Raw genomic sequence first — 15062 nt, forward strand, 5'->3', positions numbered from 1 at the left:
ACTTACAGAAGATTGATTCCGACTAAAATTACGTTTATTCCGACTGTTTTCGGTTTTATTCCGACCATTTATGAGTCTATTCTGACTAATTTCTGATTAATTCCGACTATTTCACATATCTGTCACATCTTTAACCCATTGAACAAATTAAATTTCTAAAAAAAGGGGCCGGCCCCGCAGCTCGCTAGCAACATGTCTGGATATATTTCAGTTGGATACTTCCCGGTAAAACAAGCAAGACACGATCCTCTTGTTTCGCCTTCCTCCTGACGCCCAATTGCCTCGACCATTCCTTCTACCGATAAAAACGTCAAAGAGTCCGCTTCAATCAACTGACGAATCTCTTCCACCGAATGCTTAGAAGCAATTAACTCTTCACGAGAAGACGTATCAATACCATAAAAACATGGATTTTGAATTGGCGCTGAGCTTATAACTACATGCACTTCCGTTGCTCCCGCTTCTTTTAACATCCGAACAATCCGCTTACTCGTCGTTCCACGAACAATCGAATCATCTACCATAATGACTCTTTTCCCCTCAACAACCCCACGAACGGGAGATAACTTCATTTTAACGCCCTGTTCTCGTAAAGATTGCGAAGGCTGGATAAAGGTTCTACCGACATAACGATTTTTAATCAATCCCATCTCATAGGGAATGCCAGCAGCTTCCGCATATCCAATTGCAGCTGAAATACTGGAATCAGGCACACCAGTGACAACATCAGCTTCAATCGGAGCCTCAAATGCAAGTCGCTTGCCTAAATTCTTCCGTGCCGTATGAACATTGACGCCATTTATATTACTATCTGGTCTTGAAAAATAAATATATTCCATCGTACACATTGCTTTCGTTGTATTGTAAGAAAACATTTCTGAACGCATTCCTTCATCATCAAAAATAACGAGTTCTCCAGGAAGAACATCTCTTACAAACTCAGCTCCAACGATGTCCAACGCACATGTCTCGGAAGCGACGATATAAGCATCAGCTAATTTTCCAATCGAAAGTGGACGCAATCCATGTGGGTCTAATGCGACCATCATCTCTGTTTCCGTCATAACCAAAAAGGCATAGGCCCCTTTTAACATGGTCAACGCATTTTTTAGGCGATCCTGCATTAAGGTAAAACCGCTTCGTTTAATTAAATGGGCTAGTACCTCTGTATCCGAGCTTGTTTGAAAAATACTGCCTTGTGTCTCAAGCTGGTGCTTTAGAGCATTAGCATTTACTAGATTTCCATTATGTGCAAGCGCCAAACTTCCATTTTGCGAATGGAAAAGGAGAGGCTGAACATTTTCATATCCGCCCCCACCAGCAGTCGCATAGCGAACATGCCCGATGGCTGCCTTTCCTTTTACATCCTTTATGGCATCAGAGGTGAAAACCTCTGTAACAAGTCCTTCACCTTTTAAACCCTTTAAAATTTCACCATCAGTCACAACCATACCAGCACCTTCTTGACCACGATGCTGAAGGCTATGCAAACCGTAATAAGTAATTTCCGCTGCACTCGGGTGACCCCAAATCCCAAAAACGCCACATTCCTCGTTTAATCCTTTTATTTCAGCAAGCATGGAATAGCTCCTCTCCAAGCTTTTTCGAGCTCGGTTACTTGTGATAAAATTAGTGTTTCGTTCGCGGAAGAAATTTTTAACGTAGCGGAATCCGTCACCTCACCAATCAGGGTGGCCGCATCTACTAAACTTTCAAACTGCTCTTTATTTTCTTTTTTTATAGAAATTAAGAAACGCGATTGAGATTCACTGAATAGGGCAGAAACTGCATTACCTTCTAACTTTATTTCAGCTCCTAATTCAGTTCTGAATAAACTTTCTGATACCGCAACAGCTAATCCACCTTCGGCTAAATCATGAGCTGAATCCACCAAACCTTGACGAATTGCTTGTAAAACCTGCTGCTGGTGCTTATGTTCCACAGTTAAATCAAGTTCAGGTGCTTTCCCAAAAATCCGACCATACGTCAGCTTTTGCAGTTCACTTCCACCAAACTCATCCTTCGTTTCGCCTAGTAAATAAATTAAATCACCTGCTTGTTTGAAGGTTTGTGTTGTGACATGATCTAAGTCCTCAACTAAACCAACCATTCCCACTACAGGTGTTGGGTAAACGGCCGTACCATTTGTTTCGTTATAAAGGGAAACGTTCCCACCAATAACCGGTGTCTCAAAAACACGACAAGCCTCACTCATCCCATCAACCGCTTTTTCAAACTGCCAAAAAATCTCTGGCTTTTCCGGATTTCCAAAATTTAAACAGTCAGTGATCGCTAACGGCTTAGCCCCAGAACATACGATATTACGAGCAGCCTCAGCAACGGCAATTTTTCCACCTGTTTCCGGATCTAAGTAAAGGTAACGTGAATTACAATCCGTTGTCATCGCAAGAGCTTTTCGTGTTCCACGAATTCGCACAACCGCCGCATCTGAACCTGGTGAAACAACTGTGTTTGTTCGAACCATATGATCATATTGCTGATAAACCCACTCTTTACTTGCTATCGTCGGTTGTTGTAATAATGCAAGAAGGGTTTCTTTATAATCATCTACGGATGGAATATCGTTTTCCATTGCTTGAAACTCTTCAAAATAGGCAGGAACCGCAGATGGTTTATGATAAACAGGTGCCTCTTCCGCTAATGCATCCGCTGGTACATTTGCGACCACTTCACCACGATGAATCAAGCGAAGCATTTTATCATCTGTTACTACCCCAACCGCCACTGCTTCTAGATCATACTTTGAAAATAAATCAACGATTTCCTGTTCGCGGCCTTTTTTCACGACAATCAGCATACGCTCTTGTGATTCTGATAGCATCATTTCATAGGCAGTCATGCCCGTTTCACGTTGTGGCACTAAATCAAGATTCATTTCGATTCCAGATCCTGCTTTACTAGCCATTTCTGCTGAGGAGCTCGTTAGGCCTGCTGCTCCCATGTCTTGAATCCCAACTAATGCATCGGATTTCACCAGTTCTAAACAAGCTTCTAATAAAAGTTTTTCCATGAATGGGTCGCCCACTTGAACGGCTGGACGGTTTTCATCCGATTGATCAGTTAATTCCTCTGAAGCAAAGGTTGCTCCATGGATTCCATCACGACCTGTTTTAGCACCTACGTACATTACAGTATTGCCAACTCCATGAGCCTGACCCTTTTTTATATCTTCATGATTAATTAAGCCTACACACATAGCGTTAACTAACGGATTTCCTTCATAAGCAGCGTCAAATTGCACCTCACCACCAACAGTAGGAATTCCTATACAATTTCCGTATCCAGCAATCCCAGCGACAACTTCCTCAAACAAATATTTCACACGTGGTGAAGTCAACTCTCCGAAACGTAACGAGTTTAATAGAGCGATTGGTCTTGCTCCCATTGAGAATACATCGCGAATGATCCCACCTACACCTGTTGCAGCACCTTGATAGGGCTCAATCGCAGACGGGTGATTATGGCTTTCAATTTTAAAAACAACCGCTTGACCGTCACCGATATCAACGATTCCGGCTCCTTCACCTGGGCCTTGCAACACCTTCGGACCGGAAATTGGAAATTTCTTTAATACTGGCTTCGAATTTTTATAGCTGCAATGCTCTGACCACATCACTGAAAAAAGACCAGTTTCCGTAAAATTTGGAAGTCTTCCGAGAACCTTTTCAATCATCGCAAATTCTTCATCTGAAATACCCATTTCGCGGTACAGTTTATCGTTTTTGATGTGTTCCACAGTTGGCTCAAGCTTTAACGACATTTGATTCCCTCCAGCTTCTTACGATTGATTGAAAAAGTTTCAGTCCATCTGCTCCACCTAAAAGCGAATCAACCGCTCTTTCTGGGTGTGGCATCATGCCAAGGACATTTCCTTTTTCATTTGTTATTCCAGCAATATTCGAAATACTCCCGTTAGGATTTTCGCCATTATATGTAAAGACAATTTGATTATTTTCTTCTAATCTAGCAAGTGTTTCTTCGTCACAATAGTAATTTCCTTCACCATGTGCGATAGGTACCGTGATGACTTCGTCTTGACGATAGCTACCAGAGAACATCGTTTCGTTGTTCTCTATCTTTAACTCCACCGGCTTGCAAATGAATTTCAAGCTTTCATTTCGACGCATAGCCCCAGGTAAGAGTCCAGCCTCTAATAAAATTTGAAAGCCATTGCATACGCCAAGTACAGGCTTACCAGCCTCAGCAGCTTTTATGATTTCCTTCATCACATTGCTAAAACGAGCAATAGCTCCACAACGTAGGTAATCCCCATAAGAGAAACCTCCTGGTAAAAGAATCGCATCAAATCCCTCTAAGCTATCTTGATCATGCCATACATATTCCACTTCTTCTCCGAGCTCATCTTTGATGGCATGAAACATATCGATATCACAGTTGGAGCCTGGAAAAACGATGACGGCAAATCTCACAGTGCAACACACTCCTCGATTTCAAATCGATAATCTTCAATGACTGTATTGGCAAGTAGCTTTTCGCATGCTTCCTTGACTACTTCTTCCACTGGTCGTTCCGATTTTTCAATCGTTAGCTCCATGTACTTCCCAATACGTACATCTTCAATCTCAGAGAAGTTTAAGGAATGAAGAGAATTTTTCACGGCCACACCTTGTGGATCCAATACACTTTCACGTAATGTCACATAAACTTTTACTTTAAACATGAGCTGCTCCTCCTAATTTGGCTAAGATTTTTTCATAAGCATCCGTTAACGACCCTAAACTACGACGAAACACATCTTTATCTAATTTCTCATTTGTTTGAGCATCCCAAAGGCGACAAGTATCTGGTGATATTTCATCCGCAAGGAGAATTTGGCCATCTCCATCTATTCCAAACTCCAACTTAAAATCTACTAAAAGAATTCCTAACTCGTTAAACAGTTCAGTTAAAGCCTCGTTTACTTGGAGTGCCTTATGTTTTAAAGTTATGATTTGTTCCTTTGTTGCCAGGTTTAGTTCTAAAATATGGTCTTCCGTAAAGAGCGGATCTCCTAAAGCATCATTTTTAAAGTAAAATTCAACTATTGGCTGACTTAGTTCTTTTCCTTCAGGTAATCCCGTTCTTTTCGATAAACTTCCAGCTACTACATTACGAACAACTGTTTCTAAAGGAATAATCTGTACTCGTTTGATCAATTGTTCTGTATTTGAAAGCTTTTTAATGAAATGTGAGGAGATTCCTAGTTCGTTAAGCTTTGAAAATAGTAGACTAGTGATCTCATTATTTAAACGACCTTTACCAGTGATCTCAGCCTTTTTCTCGCCATTAAAGGCAGTCGCAGAATCCTTATATTCTACCCAAACAATGCTATCATCGTTTGTAGCATAAATCCGTTTGGCCTTGCCCTCATACAGTAACTGACCTTTTTCCACGAAGAACGCCTCCTGTTTTTTTAAAAAAAGAATTAGGAATATTCAGTCGAAATTTGCTAGACGGGGCTAAAAAGCCCCTATCTTTTATAGCCCTAGTCGTTCAAAAATGGTATCTACATGCTGCAAATGGTACTTATAATCAAAGCAATCCGCGATTTCTTCTGCAGACAGTTGGGAAGTAATCGTTGCATCACTTTCAATTAATCCACGGAACGGAACTTGTTGCTCCCAAGCTTCCATTGCCTTCGGTTGTACGGTGTCATAAGCCTCTTCTCTTGAGAAGCCTTTATCGATTAAAGCTAAAAGTACTCTTTGTGAATAAATAAGTCCTAACGTTCTGTCCATATTGCGTTTCATATTCTCAGGGAATACCGTTAAGTTTTTCACGATATTACTAAAGCGGTTTAACATATAATTTAAGGCAATCGTTGAGTCCGGAAGAATAATTCGCTCAGCTGAAGAATGAGAAATATCTCTTTCATGCCATAACGGAACATTTTCATAAGCGGTCATCATATAGCCTCGAATGACACGCGCTAATCCCGTCATGTTCTCAGAACCGATTGGATTCCGTTTATGCGGCATGGCTGAAGAGCCTTTTTGACCCTTTGCAAAAAATTCTTCCACTTCACGCGTTTCACTTTTTTGCAAGCTACGGACTTCCACCGCGAATTTTTCAATCGATGTTGCAATTAACGCTAAAGTCGACAGATATTGTGCATGACGGTCACGCTGTAAAGTTTGCGTAGAGATTGGCGCTGCTTCTAGCCCTAGCTTTTCACACACATATTGCTCCACAAACGGGTCAATATTGGCGTAAGTACCTACCGCACCAGAAATTTTTCCTACTTCAATCCCTGTTGCTGCTTGGTTAAAGCGAACAAGATTACGCTTCATTTCCTCATACCAAAGTGCTAGCTTCAGTCCGAACGTTGTAGGCTCTGCATGAACACCATGAGTACGCCCCATCATGACTGTGTATTTATGCTCTTGGGCTTTCACCTTTAATATTTCGACGAAATTTTCAATGTCTTTTCTCAAGATCGCATTTGCTTGTTTAATGATATAGGAGAGAGCTGTGTCTACTACATCTGTGGAAGTTAAGCCGTAATGAACCCATTTCTTTTCTTCTCCAAGCGTCTCTGAGACTGCACGAGTAAATGCAATGACATCATGTCTCGTTTCCTCTTCAATTTCTTTAATTCTCTCGATATTAAAGCTAGCATTTTGACGAAGCTTCACAACATCTTCCTTAGGAATGTCACCAAGTTCTGCCCAAGCCTCACAAGCTAAGATTTCCACCTCAAGCCAAGCTTGAAAGCGATTCTCATCCGTCCAAATCGAACCCATCTCTGGGCGTGTATAACGATCAATCATATCTATTTCCTCCGTCTGTCTACTTTATTGCACTAACGTAACAGGGGACAGTCCCCCGATACGATACTGCATTAAAGCGTTGATTGGTTGGGGGACTGTCCCCCGTTGCTTTACTGTGTTAATGCGTTTATGGGTGTTTGCCAAATTGGGCTGTTTTCTATTTCTGATAGGGAGTTTTCGATATTGTCTGTCAGAATGGTAATATGTCCCATTTTCCGTTTTGCTTTTGGATCCTTTTTTCCATATAAGTGAACCTTCCAGTCTTTTATCTTTGGAATTTCAGCAAACAAACCATCATAATGCTCTCCTAATAGATTGACCATAACAGCAGGTTTTAACAATTGGGTACTTCCTAATGGCCAATTACATATCGCTCTTATATGCTGTTCAAATTGTGACGTTTCACATGCCTCAATGGTATAATGGCCAGAATTATGTGGTCTCGGAGCTAATTCGTTTATAAAAATCGTACCATCATTTGTTACAAACATTTCAACAGCTAGTGTACCCACTAATCCAAGCGAACTCGCAAGCTGTGATGCCTTTTGAACTGCATCTGAATGAATCTCCTCTGAAATTCTTGCTGGAACGATGGTTTGATGTAAAATATTTTCTTCATGAATGTTCTCCGCTACAGGAAAAATCGCTGTTTCGCCATCTATATTACGAGTCACGATGACCGATATTTCCTTCTCAAAACCAATCCACTTTTCTAAAACACAAGCACCATGTTGTAAAAGTGCTTCTCCCCTAGTTAAATCTAGTGGGGTTTTTATCACTAATTGGCCTTTCCCATCATAACCGCCTCTAGCTGTTTTCAACACAGCTGGGTAGCCTATCGTCTCAATATGGCCATATAAATCTTCAACACGATTGATGACCTCATACGGAGCTACCGCTACACCTGCTCTTACTATTGCAGCTTTCTCCTTTATGCGGTCTTGAGTGATCGTTAAAAGCTCTGACCCTTGCGGCACATGGCTCTCCTCACAAATCCACTTCAGCGTATCCGCATCTATATTTTCAAATTCATAGGTAATTACATCGCTAATATGTGCTAATTGAAGGATTGCCTCACGATCATCGTAAGCTCCAATGATTTCAAAGTCTGCCAATTGGCCACAAGGTGAATCTTTTGATGGCTCCAAAACAGCAATCCGAAACCCTTGTGCTTTAGCTGCCAGTGCCATCATACGTCCAAGTTGTCCTCCACCAATTATGCCAATCGTTTCGCCTGGTAAGATTGTTCTATTAGACAAGTTCATCACTACTTTCCATAACTTCAGCTCTTGTAGCTTCGCGTTTTGCCTCTAATTTTCTCGCAAGCTCTAAATTCTCAATTGCTAAAATTTGTGCAGCCAGCAGCCCCGCATTAACGGCCCCCGCTTTTCCGATTGCAACCGTTGCAACCGGTACACCACCTGGCATTTGCACAATCGATAACAATGAATCTAATCCACTTAAGGCTTTCGATTGAACAGGAACACCAATCACGGGCAAAGTCGTTTTCGCTGCTACCATCCCAGGAAGATGAGCAGCACCACCCGCTCCTGCAATAATCACCTTTAAGCCTTTTCCTCTAGCTTCCTCTGCATATGTAAACATCAAATCAGGGGTACGGTGGGCTGAAACAACTTTTTTTTCATAAGAAATGCCCAGTTGATCTAAGATCTCGCAAGCATGCTGCATCGTTTCCCAATCTGACTTACTTCCCATGATGACTCCAACACTATTCGTCACCCTTACTCCCCCTTGTTTGCATCTCTTTTTCCTTTTTCCCCTAAAAATATAAAATACCCGGAACAAATAGCTCTCAAAAAAGAGAAAGCCATTTGTCCGGGCATACAAGTTTAATAGACAACAAAAAGTAAGGCGTTGCCTCTATTTGTGCCGAACATATAGACTTTCCCTCATAGTCCAATCATTTACGGTAATTGGGTAGAAACTTATGGGCCATATCCCCATTGATATACGAGGGTAAAGATTGATAGCAATTCCAACACGTTTATTTTACCAAGCAATATGTTTATCTGTCAACCGCAAAATCGAACGTTATTTTTCTATTAATTATTTTCGTTCGTGTTTTACTCTATTAATTTTGCTTCAAAGACTATTTGTCGACCAACTGGCTCATATTCCGTTACACTACCTTTTTTCACTTCTTGAAAGATCGGTTTTTCGGTCCGTCTAATTGGCATATATCCAGCTTTTTTTATTCGATCTAAACAAGCTTCAATACTTTCATTTTCCTTTACTTCAAATTCCATTTTCTTTTTACTCATTTCCGAATCGTTCCTTCCTTTCAGTTTTTTTACTTTCTTAGATTTATTATTTAGATAATAGCACACCTTAACAAATATGGAGGTGGATAAGATGCCAAGAGGAAAAGAATTTGCCTCATTACCAAAGTCGAATATCGCAGCTGATGCAGGAACTGACAAAGGATTTATGAACCAAGATGATTCTTATGGATTTGCAGGCGCAGAACGCCCAAAACCAAGTAATGTAAAAAAAGAGGATAAACGTTAAACCTGAGGAAAGAGGCTTCCTGTTTCATATATTTAGTCTTTACAATCAGAAATAAAATAACAATTGTTGGCAAAACTTTAATTATCGGATATAATACTAAAAAATCAAACATCTAAAATCAATGAAAAAGAGAGTAGTTATCTGCACGTTATAGCGATTCGGGGATGGTGTGAGCCTGATACGTAGCATGTAATGAACCGCACTTTTGAGATGCCTTCTTGAAATTAGTAGAGAATGGCCGGGGGATTTCCTCGTTATTTATTAAGCTGGTTCCTTAATTAAGGAACAATTAGAGTGGTACCGCGGGATTTTATAACTCTCGTCTCTTTTATTAGAGACGGGAGTTTTTTATTTTATAAATGACTCTTTGTCTCTTCCCATTATCATTTAGGAGGCTTATGAAAATGAATTACCTATCACAATTTGCAAACACCTTACACCAAATCCTTCACCAAGAACTTGATTTATCCACCATCGAACTGCTAATCGAAAAACCAAAGAACGCAGATTTCGGTGACTATGCCTTCCCTTGCTTTCAGCTAGCAAAATCCCGTCGTCAGGCTCCACCGCTAATCGCTAAGAAAATAAGTGAAGAAATTTCTTCCCCTCTAATCGAAAAGGCAGAGGCGGTCGGAGGCTACGTGAATGTTTTTTTAACCAAAAAGACAGTTACACAAAAGGTACTTAGTACGATATTAACCGGGAAACAACATTATGGGTCCTCGACCATTGGTCAAAACAAAGTGGTCACCATCGATATGTCTTCACCGAATATCGCCAAGCCCTTTTCGATGGGCCATCTACGTTCGACTGTTATCGGTAATGCTCTGGCAAAGATATTTCAAAAATGCGGCTATGAAACAGTGAAAATCAATCATCTTGGTGATTGGGGTACACAGTTCGGAAAGTTAATCACCGCCTATAAAAAATGGGGCGATGAAAAAAAGGTCAAGAAAGAACCGATTAAAGAGCTCCTTTCCCTTTATATTCAATTTCATAGCGAAGCAGAAGGAAATCCCTCATTAGAGGATGAGGGTCGTGCCTGGTTTAAAAAATTAGAGGATGGCGATGCCGAGGCACTGGCATTATGGAGTTGGTTCCGCGAAGAATCCTTAAAAGAGTTCAACAAGATTTATCAACTTCTACAGGTTGATTTCAATTCTTTCGCTGGAGAAGCTTTTTACAATGATAAAATGGACGTTGTTGTTAATTTGCTTGAAGAGCAAGGATTATTAATGGAATCCAATCAGGCACAAGTGGTTGATTTGCAAGATGAAAGCCTTCCTCCATGTTTAATCAAAAAATCCGATGGTGCGACACTTTATGCAACTCGTGATTTAGCTGCAGCTCTTTATCGAAAAAATAACTATCAGTTCGAGCAGGCACTTTATGTGGTAGGCAATGAACAAAGTCTACATTTCAAGCAACTGAAAGGTGTTTTAAGAAAAATGAACTTCGATTGGGCAGATAGTCTTGTCCATGTTCCTTTTGGGATGATGCTAAAAGACGGCAAGAAAATGTCCACACGAAAAGGAAAACTCATTTTATTAGAAGAAGTATTGTCTGAGTCTATTTCGTTAGCGTCAAGAAATATCGAAGAGAAAAATCCTTCACTTACACAAAAAGAAGTAGTGGCTAAACAAGTCGGAGTAGGGGCAGTAATTTTCCACGACTTGAAAAACTTTCGCATGAATGATATTGAATTCTCACTTGAAGATATGCTCCGATTTGAAGGAGAAACAGGTCCATATATTCAGTATACGAACGCACGGGCATGCTCAATTTTAAGAAAAGGAAATTGGAATGGAAGCGATGGAACACAAATCAATTTCGAGAGTCCTGCCCATTGGGAAATCATATCGCTATTAAAGGAGTTTTCAGATATCATCCAAACATCTTTAAAGAAATATGATCCATCTCAAATTGCTAAATACGCCATCGACCTAGCAAGAGCCTTTAACCAATATTACAGTGTCGTAAGAATACTTGAGGATAACCATGAATTACAAGCACGTTTAGCCCTGGTTTATTGTGTTACTGTTGTACTACAGGAATCATTAAGGCTGCTTGGGATTGAAGCTCCACAGGAAATGTAAGAATATAAGAAAACATCGAACAGGAGAGATAAAGCATGTCGATTGCAGTTATTTATGGTGGAACACGCCCTAATGGCAATACAGAACTCTTAACCGATCAGGCCATTCAAGCTTTGGAGGTTGAAAAAGTATATTTAAAAGATTTTAACATTCTGCCGATTGAAGATCACCGCCATTCAGAAAGTGGATTTCCTGATGTTAATGATGACTATAACTCCATCATTGACCTTATACTGCCACATGATATTTTAATATTCGCTACACCTATTTATTGGTATAGTATGTCTGGAACAATGAAAAACTTTATTGATCGCTGGTCTCAGACATTGCGAGACTCTAAATACCCTCATTTCAAAATGACAATGGCTTCGAAAAAGGCTTATGTCATTGCTGTTGGTGGAGACAATCCATACATTAAAGGATTACCGATGATCCAACAATTCCAACATATCTTTGATTTTATGGGAACATCCTTTGAAGGATATATTATTGGTAAAGGCAGCAAGCCAGGGGATATTAAAACAGACACAGCAGCTTTCTCTGCTGCAAAACAATTACAAAATAAACTCAAAGGCACTCTTTAACACAGTAAAGCAGTGGGGGACTGTCCCCCACTGCTTTACTGTGTTAAAGGTTTCTATTGAAGGAGGTTTGTGGTGGATAGAATAATAGAGTGGGATGAACAGAATCAGGAATTAAGATTGTTAGTTCCAGAAGAATTCAGTTTTGACGAAAATTTAAAGTATTTATCGAGGTCCTCGAACGAATGCCTTTTTAAAATAAAAGATGAGCGAATATACAAAGCTTTGCCGATTGAAAAGGAAACACTCGTTATCGAAGTAAGTGGCGAGAATGGGGACTACATCACAGTACGATTTTTAGGTATTCCTTCACCTCCACAATCTGTTCGTAATGCCGTAGCACTTTATATACATGAATGGTTTGATTTGGGCAGAGACCTGGGCCCTTTTTATGATTTAGCAAAGTTGGATCCGCTCCTTGGGAAAGCAGTCACATCTTTTTATGGCCTACGTAATATGGGAATCCCCGACTTATTTGAAGCACTTTGCTGGGGAATCCTTGGTCAACAAATCAATCTTACTTACGCTTATACATTAAAACGACGACTGGTAGAAAGCTTTGGACGTCATGTGGTGTATGAGGGGGATGCCTATTGGGTATTCCCAAATCCAGAAAATATCGCTAAATTGACAGTAGCCGACTTAGATGGCTTAAGAATGACTGTTAAGAAGTGTGAATTTCTTATTGGTGTTGCCCAATTTATGACCGAAGGCAAACTGACAAAAGAGCAGTTACTATACACAGAAAATGTGAAAGCAGCAGAGAAAATATTAGTGAATATTCGAGGCATTGGTCCGTGGACAGCTAATTACGTGTTGATGCGTTGTTTACGATTTCCTTCCGCTTTTCCAATTGATGATGTCGGCTTACACAATGCGATTAAACTACTATTAGGAACTGAAAAGAAACCCTCAAAAGAGGAAATTTTAAAGCTTTCTGCAAAATGGTCTGGTTGGGAATCATATGCGACCTTTTATCTTTGGCGATTTCTATATTAATAACAAAGAGGCTGTACTAGGAGGATAGTTCATACTCCAAATACTGCCTCTTTTTTTAAAAATAAACGACAAAGATGACGAAGGCTAACACAATTCGATAAATCGCAAATGGTACAAGCTTCACCTTATTAATAAGTTTTAAGAAGAAACGAATCGATATCATTGCGAACACAAACGCACTGATAAAACCTGCAATAAAAAATGGCAGAGCATCCATCGTAAAGTACTCCCAGTTTTTCAAAAGCGATATTAAACTTGCACCAGCCATAATCGGTACTGCCATAATAAATGTAAAGTCTGCAGCCGCTCTGTGGCTAAGACCTATGAAAACCCCACCTGATATCGTTGACCCTGAACGAGAAAATCCTGGCCATAAAGATAAACATTGGATTAAACCAACTGTAAAAGCCTGTTTATACGTAATTTGATCAACTGACTCAATTTTAGACTGTGTTCTTTTTCCTCCGAAATAGTCTGCAATAATCATAAACACTGCACCTATGACTAACCCAATTAACACTGTTTCAATCGAGAATAAATACTCATCAATGTAATCTTCAAACAATACCCCTAGAATCCCTGCAGGTATTAATCCAACGATTACGGTTGATAGCTTTAGCTTGCTATGCGTTTTACCATCAACCTGCTTTTCTCCACGTTTCAAACCAAACATTTCAAGAAATCGGTCAAAGAAAACAATCACAACCGCTAAAATGGAACCTAACTGAATAACTACTTTAAACGTATTTGCCACATACATTGAGCCTAAAAACTCTTTAGATTGAAGCCACATATCATCAACTATAATCATATGACCAGTGGAAGAAACAGGAGCGAACTCCGTAACTCCTTCTACTAAACCTAGAATTATTGCTTTTATCATCATTAAAAAATCCATTATATAAAATTCCCCTTAATTCTTTAAGTTTTTATGCGGTTTTCTTTCTACGAAAAAACCAAACAAGGAATAGAATGCCGCCTAACGCAATTATCGCATAGGTGATATTCGAATATACATCCATAAATTCAACAATACTCTCCCAAGATTCTCCAACAGCAGCTCCAACTACTACAAGAATGATATTCCAGATCAACGTCCCAATCGTTGTAAAAAGTAAAAACATTGGGAACTTCATTTTGGACATCCCAGCTGGAATTGAAATCAAACTTCTTATTAAAGGAATCATTCGGCAAAACAGCACCGTCCAATAGCCATACTTATCGAACCAAGCATTTGCCTTATGAATATCCCCCTTTGTAACACGTAAAATATGCCCCCAACGATCAATAATCTTCTCTAGCTTGTCAACATTTAGAAGATATCCTATCCAATAAAGAATAATAGCACCAACTACAGATCCTAAAGTGGCAGCTATAATCACTCCTATAACGGTTAAGTCAGTATTGGTCGTCATGAAACCACCAAAGGTAAGGATTACCTCTGAGGGAATCGGCGGGAATACATTTTCTAACGCAATCATTAAAAATACACCTAAGTAACCAAATTGCTCCATAAAATCAGTAATCCAATTTTGCACTTTGTACCTCCAAATAATTTCTTTATCCCTAGATTAACGTTTTTTTCAAGTTCCGCAAATAGTGATGACGAACAAAAATAAAATAAATCACTTAAGTGACAAAGAAGAAGGACAAACACTCAACATTTCCGTCACTTTGGACATACTGAAATAGCTCTGTGACATCATAAAGGCAAATACGCTTTGAAAAAATCGCTACGATGATTGAAACGAAACAGTAAACTCGTTGGCGAGTAGCAATTTTGTTTAATTCCCTGATTGTTCCATATCAATACCTTTGGAAGATTCCTCTAAAATGATTGTACCAGATTTGGCGGAAAGAATTTAGTCTCTTACCGAGGACAATCACTCTTTCCTAGTTATTGACAAATACAAAAAAGAACAACCTCATTGGGTTGTTCTTTTTTCGCCTGGCGACGTCCTACTCTCACAGGAGGAATCCTCCAACTACCATCGGCGCAAAGAAGCTTAACTTCCGTGTTCGGTATGGGAACGGGTGTGACCTTCTTGCCATCGCCACCAGACTGT

General features: G+C 39.8%; 15 protein-coding genes, 1 rRNA gene, 1 riboswitch and 1 other annotated feature. Of the genes, 4 read left to right on the forward strand and 12 right to left on the reverse strand.

Going from position 1 to position 15062, the window contains the following annotated elements; translation table 11 throughout:
- Positions 1-155 precede the first annotated feature (155 nt).
- The 9 genes from purF to LRP83_RS21380 form a co-directional block, all read right to left on the reverse strand.
- Complete coding sequence (gene purF, locus LRP83_RS21340; RefSeq protein ID WP_230498855.1) at positions 156-1580, reverse strand: amidophosphoribosyltransferase; 1425 nt, start codon at positions 1578-1580, stop codon at positions 156-158.
- Positions 1565-3781 carry a phosphoribosylformylglycinamidine synthase subunit PurL gene (purL, locus tag LRP83_RS21345; RefSeq protein WP_230498856.1) on the reverse strand — a complete coding sequence of 739 codons (2217 nt, stop codon included), beginning with the start codon at positions 3779-3781 and terminating at the stop codon, positions 1565-1567. Before purL ends, purF begins: the two co-directional genes overlap by 16 nt.
- Positions 3765-4451 carry a phosphoribosylformylglycinamidine synthase subunit PurQ gene (gene purQ, locus LRP83_RS21350; RefSeq protein WP_230498857.1) on the reverse strand — a complete coding sequence of 229 codons (687 nt, stop codon included), beginning with the start codon at positions 4449-4451 and terminating at the stop codon, positions 3765-3767. The genes purL and purQ overlap by 17 nt, the downstream gene beginning before the upstream one ends.
- Positions 4448-4702, reverse strand: a complete 255-nt coding sequence (gene purS, locus LRP83_RS21355; protein ID WP_230498858.1) for a phosphoribosylformylglycinamidine synthase subunit PurS — start codon at positions 4700-4702, stop codon at positions 4448-4450. The genes purQ and purS overlap by 4 nt, the downstream gene beginning before the upstream one ends.
- Positions 4695-5414: a phosphoribosylaminoimidazolesuccinocarboxamide synthase gene (gene purC, locus LRP83_RS21360; protein ID WP_230498859.1), complete on the reverse strand. Its 720-nt coding sequence runs from the start codon at positions 5412-5414 to the stop codon at positions 4695-4697. Before purC ends, purS begins: the two co-directional genes overlap by 8 nt.
- A gap of 84 nt (positions 5415-5498) precedes the next feature.
- Positions 5499-6791: an adenylosuccinate lyase gene (purB, locus tag LRP83_RS21365; RefSeq protein ID WP_230498860.1), complete on the reverse strand. Its 1293-nt coding sequence runs from the start codon at positions 6789-6791 to the stop codon at positions 5499-5501.
- A 110-nt stretch (positions 6792-6901) separates the two neighbouring features.
- The gene (gene purK / locus LRP83_RS21370; protein WP_230498861.1) at positions 6902-8056 is read right to left on the reverse strand and encodes a 5-(carboxyamino)imidazole ribonucleotide synthase; all 1155 of its coding nucleotides are present in this window, start codon (positions 8054-8056) and stop codon (positions 6902-6904) included.
- Entirely contained in the window at positions 8043-8507 is a 465-nt protein-coding gene (purE, locus tag LRP83_RS21375; RefSeq protein WP_435531380.1) for a 5-(carboxyamino)imidazole ribonucleotide mutase, read from the reverse strand. Before purE ends, purK begins: the two co-directional genes overlap by 14 nt.
- A 177-nt stretch (positions 8508-8684) precedes the next feature.
- Positions 8685-8786: riboswitch (purine riboswitch) on the reverse strand.
- Between the two features lie 89 nt (positions 8787-8875).
- Positions 8876-9073, reverse strand: coding sequence for an NETI motif-containing protein (locus LRP83_RS21380; RefSeq protein WP_230498863.1), 198 nt, complete (start codon positions 9071-9073; stop codon positions 8876-8878).
- A gap of 91 nt (positions 9074-9164) precedes the next feature.
- On the opposite strand from LRP83_RS21380, the gene LRP83_RS21385 reads away from it, so the two are divergent.
- From LRP83_RS21385 to LRP83_RS21400, 4 genes are all read left to right on the forward strand, one after another.
- Positions 9165-9320, forward strand: a complete 156-nt coding sequence (locus LRP83_RS21385; RefSeq protein ID WP_230498864.1) for a hypothetical protein — start codon at positions 9165-9167, stop codon at positions 9318-9320.
- A 112-nt stretch (positions 9321-9432) separates the two neighbouring features.
- Positions 9433-9650 (forward strand) — a binding site (T-box leader).
- A gap of 74 nt (positions 9651-9724) precedes the next feature.
- The gene (gene argS / locus LRP83_RS21390) at positions 9725-11416 is read left to right on the forward strand and encodes an arginine--tRNA ligase (protein WP_230498865.1); all 1692 of its coding nucleotides are present in this window, start codon (positions 9725-9727) and stop codon (positions 11414-11416) included.
- A 35-nt stretch (positions 11417-11451) separates the two neighbouring features.
- Entirely contained in the window at positions 11452-12000 is a 549-nt protein-coding gene (locus LRP83_RS21395) for a flavodoxin family protein (protein ID WP_230498866.1), read from the forward strand.
- Positions 12001-12072: 72 nt separating this feature from the next.
- Positions 12073-12996: a DNA-3-methyladenine glycosylase family protein gene (locus tag LRP83_RS21400; protein WP_290369605.1), complete on the forward strand. Its 924-nt coding sequence runs from the start codon at positions 12073-12075 to the stop codon at positions 12994-12996.
- A 55-nt stretch (positions 12997-13051) separates the two neighbouring features.
- Here LRP83_RS21400 and LRP83_RS21405 read toward each other — a convergent pair whose 3' ends face one another.
- From LRP83_RS21405 to rrf, 3 genes are all read right to left on the reverse strand, one after another.
- Positions 13052-13894 (reverse strand): undecaprenyl-diphosphate phosphatase, encoded by an 843-nt coding sequence (locus LRP83_RS21405; RefSeq protein ID WP_230498867.1) that lies wholly within the window; start codon positions 13892-13894, stop codon positions 13052-13054.
- A gap of 31 nt (positions 13895-13925) precedes the next feature.
- A complete protein-coding gene (locus tag LRP83_RS21410) occupies positions 13926-14534 on the reverse strand; it encodes a DedA family protein (protein ID WP_230498868.1) in 609 nt (202 codons plus the stop codon).
- 408 nt (positions 14535-14942) lie between these two features.
- Positions 14943-15058: ribosomal RNA gene (gene rrf / locus LRP83_RS21415) — 5S ribosomal RNA — on the reverse strand.
- Between the last annotated feature and the right edge of the window lie 4 nt (positions 15059-15062).

It is taken from the genome of Pseudoneobacillus rhizosphaerae, from assembly GCF_917563885.1.
GTDB lineage: Bacteria > Bacillota > Bacilli > Bacillales > Cytobacillaceae > Pseudoneobacillus > Pseudoneobacillus rhizosphaerae.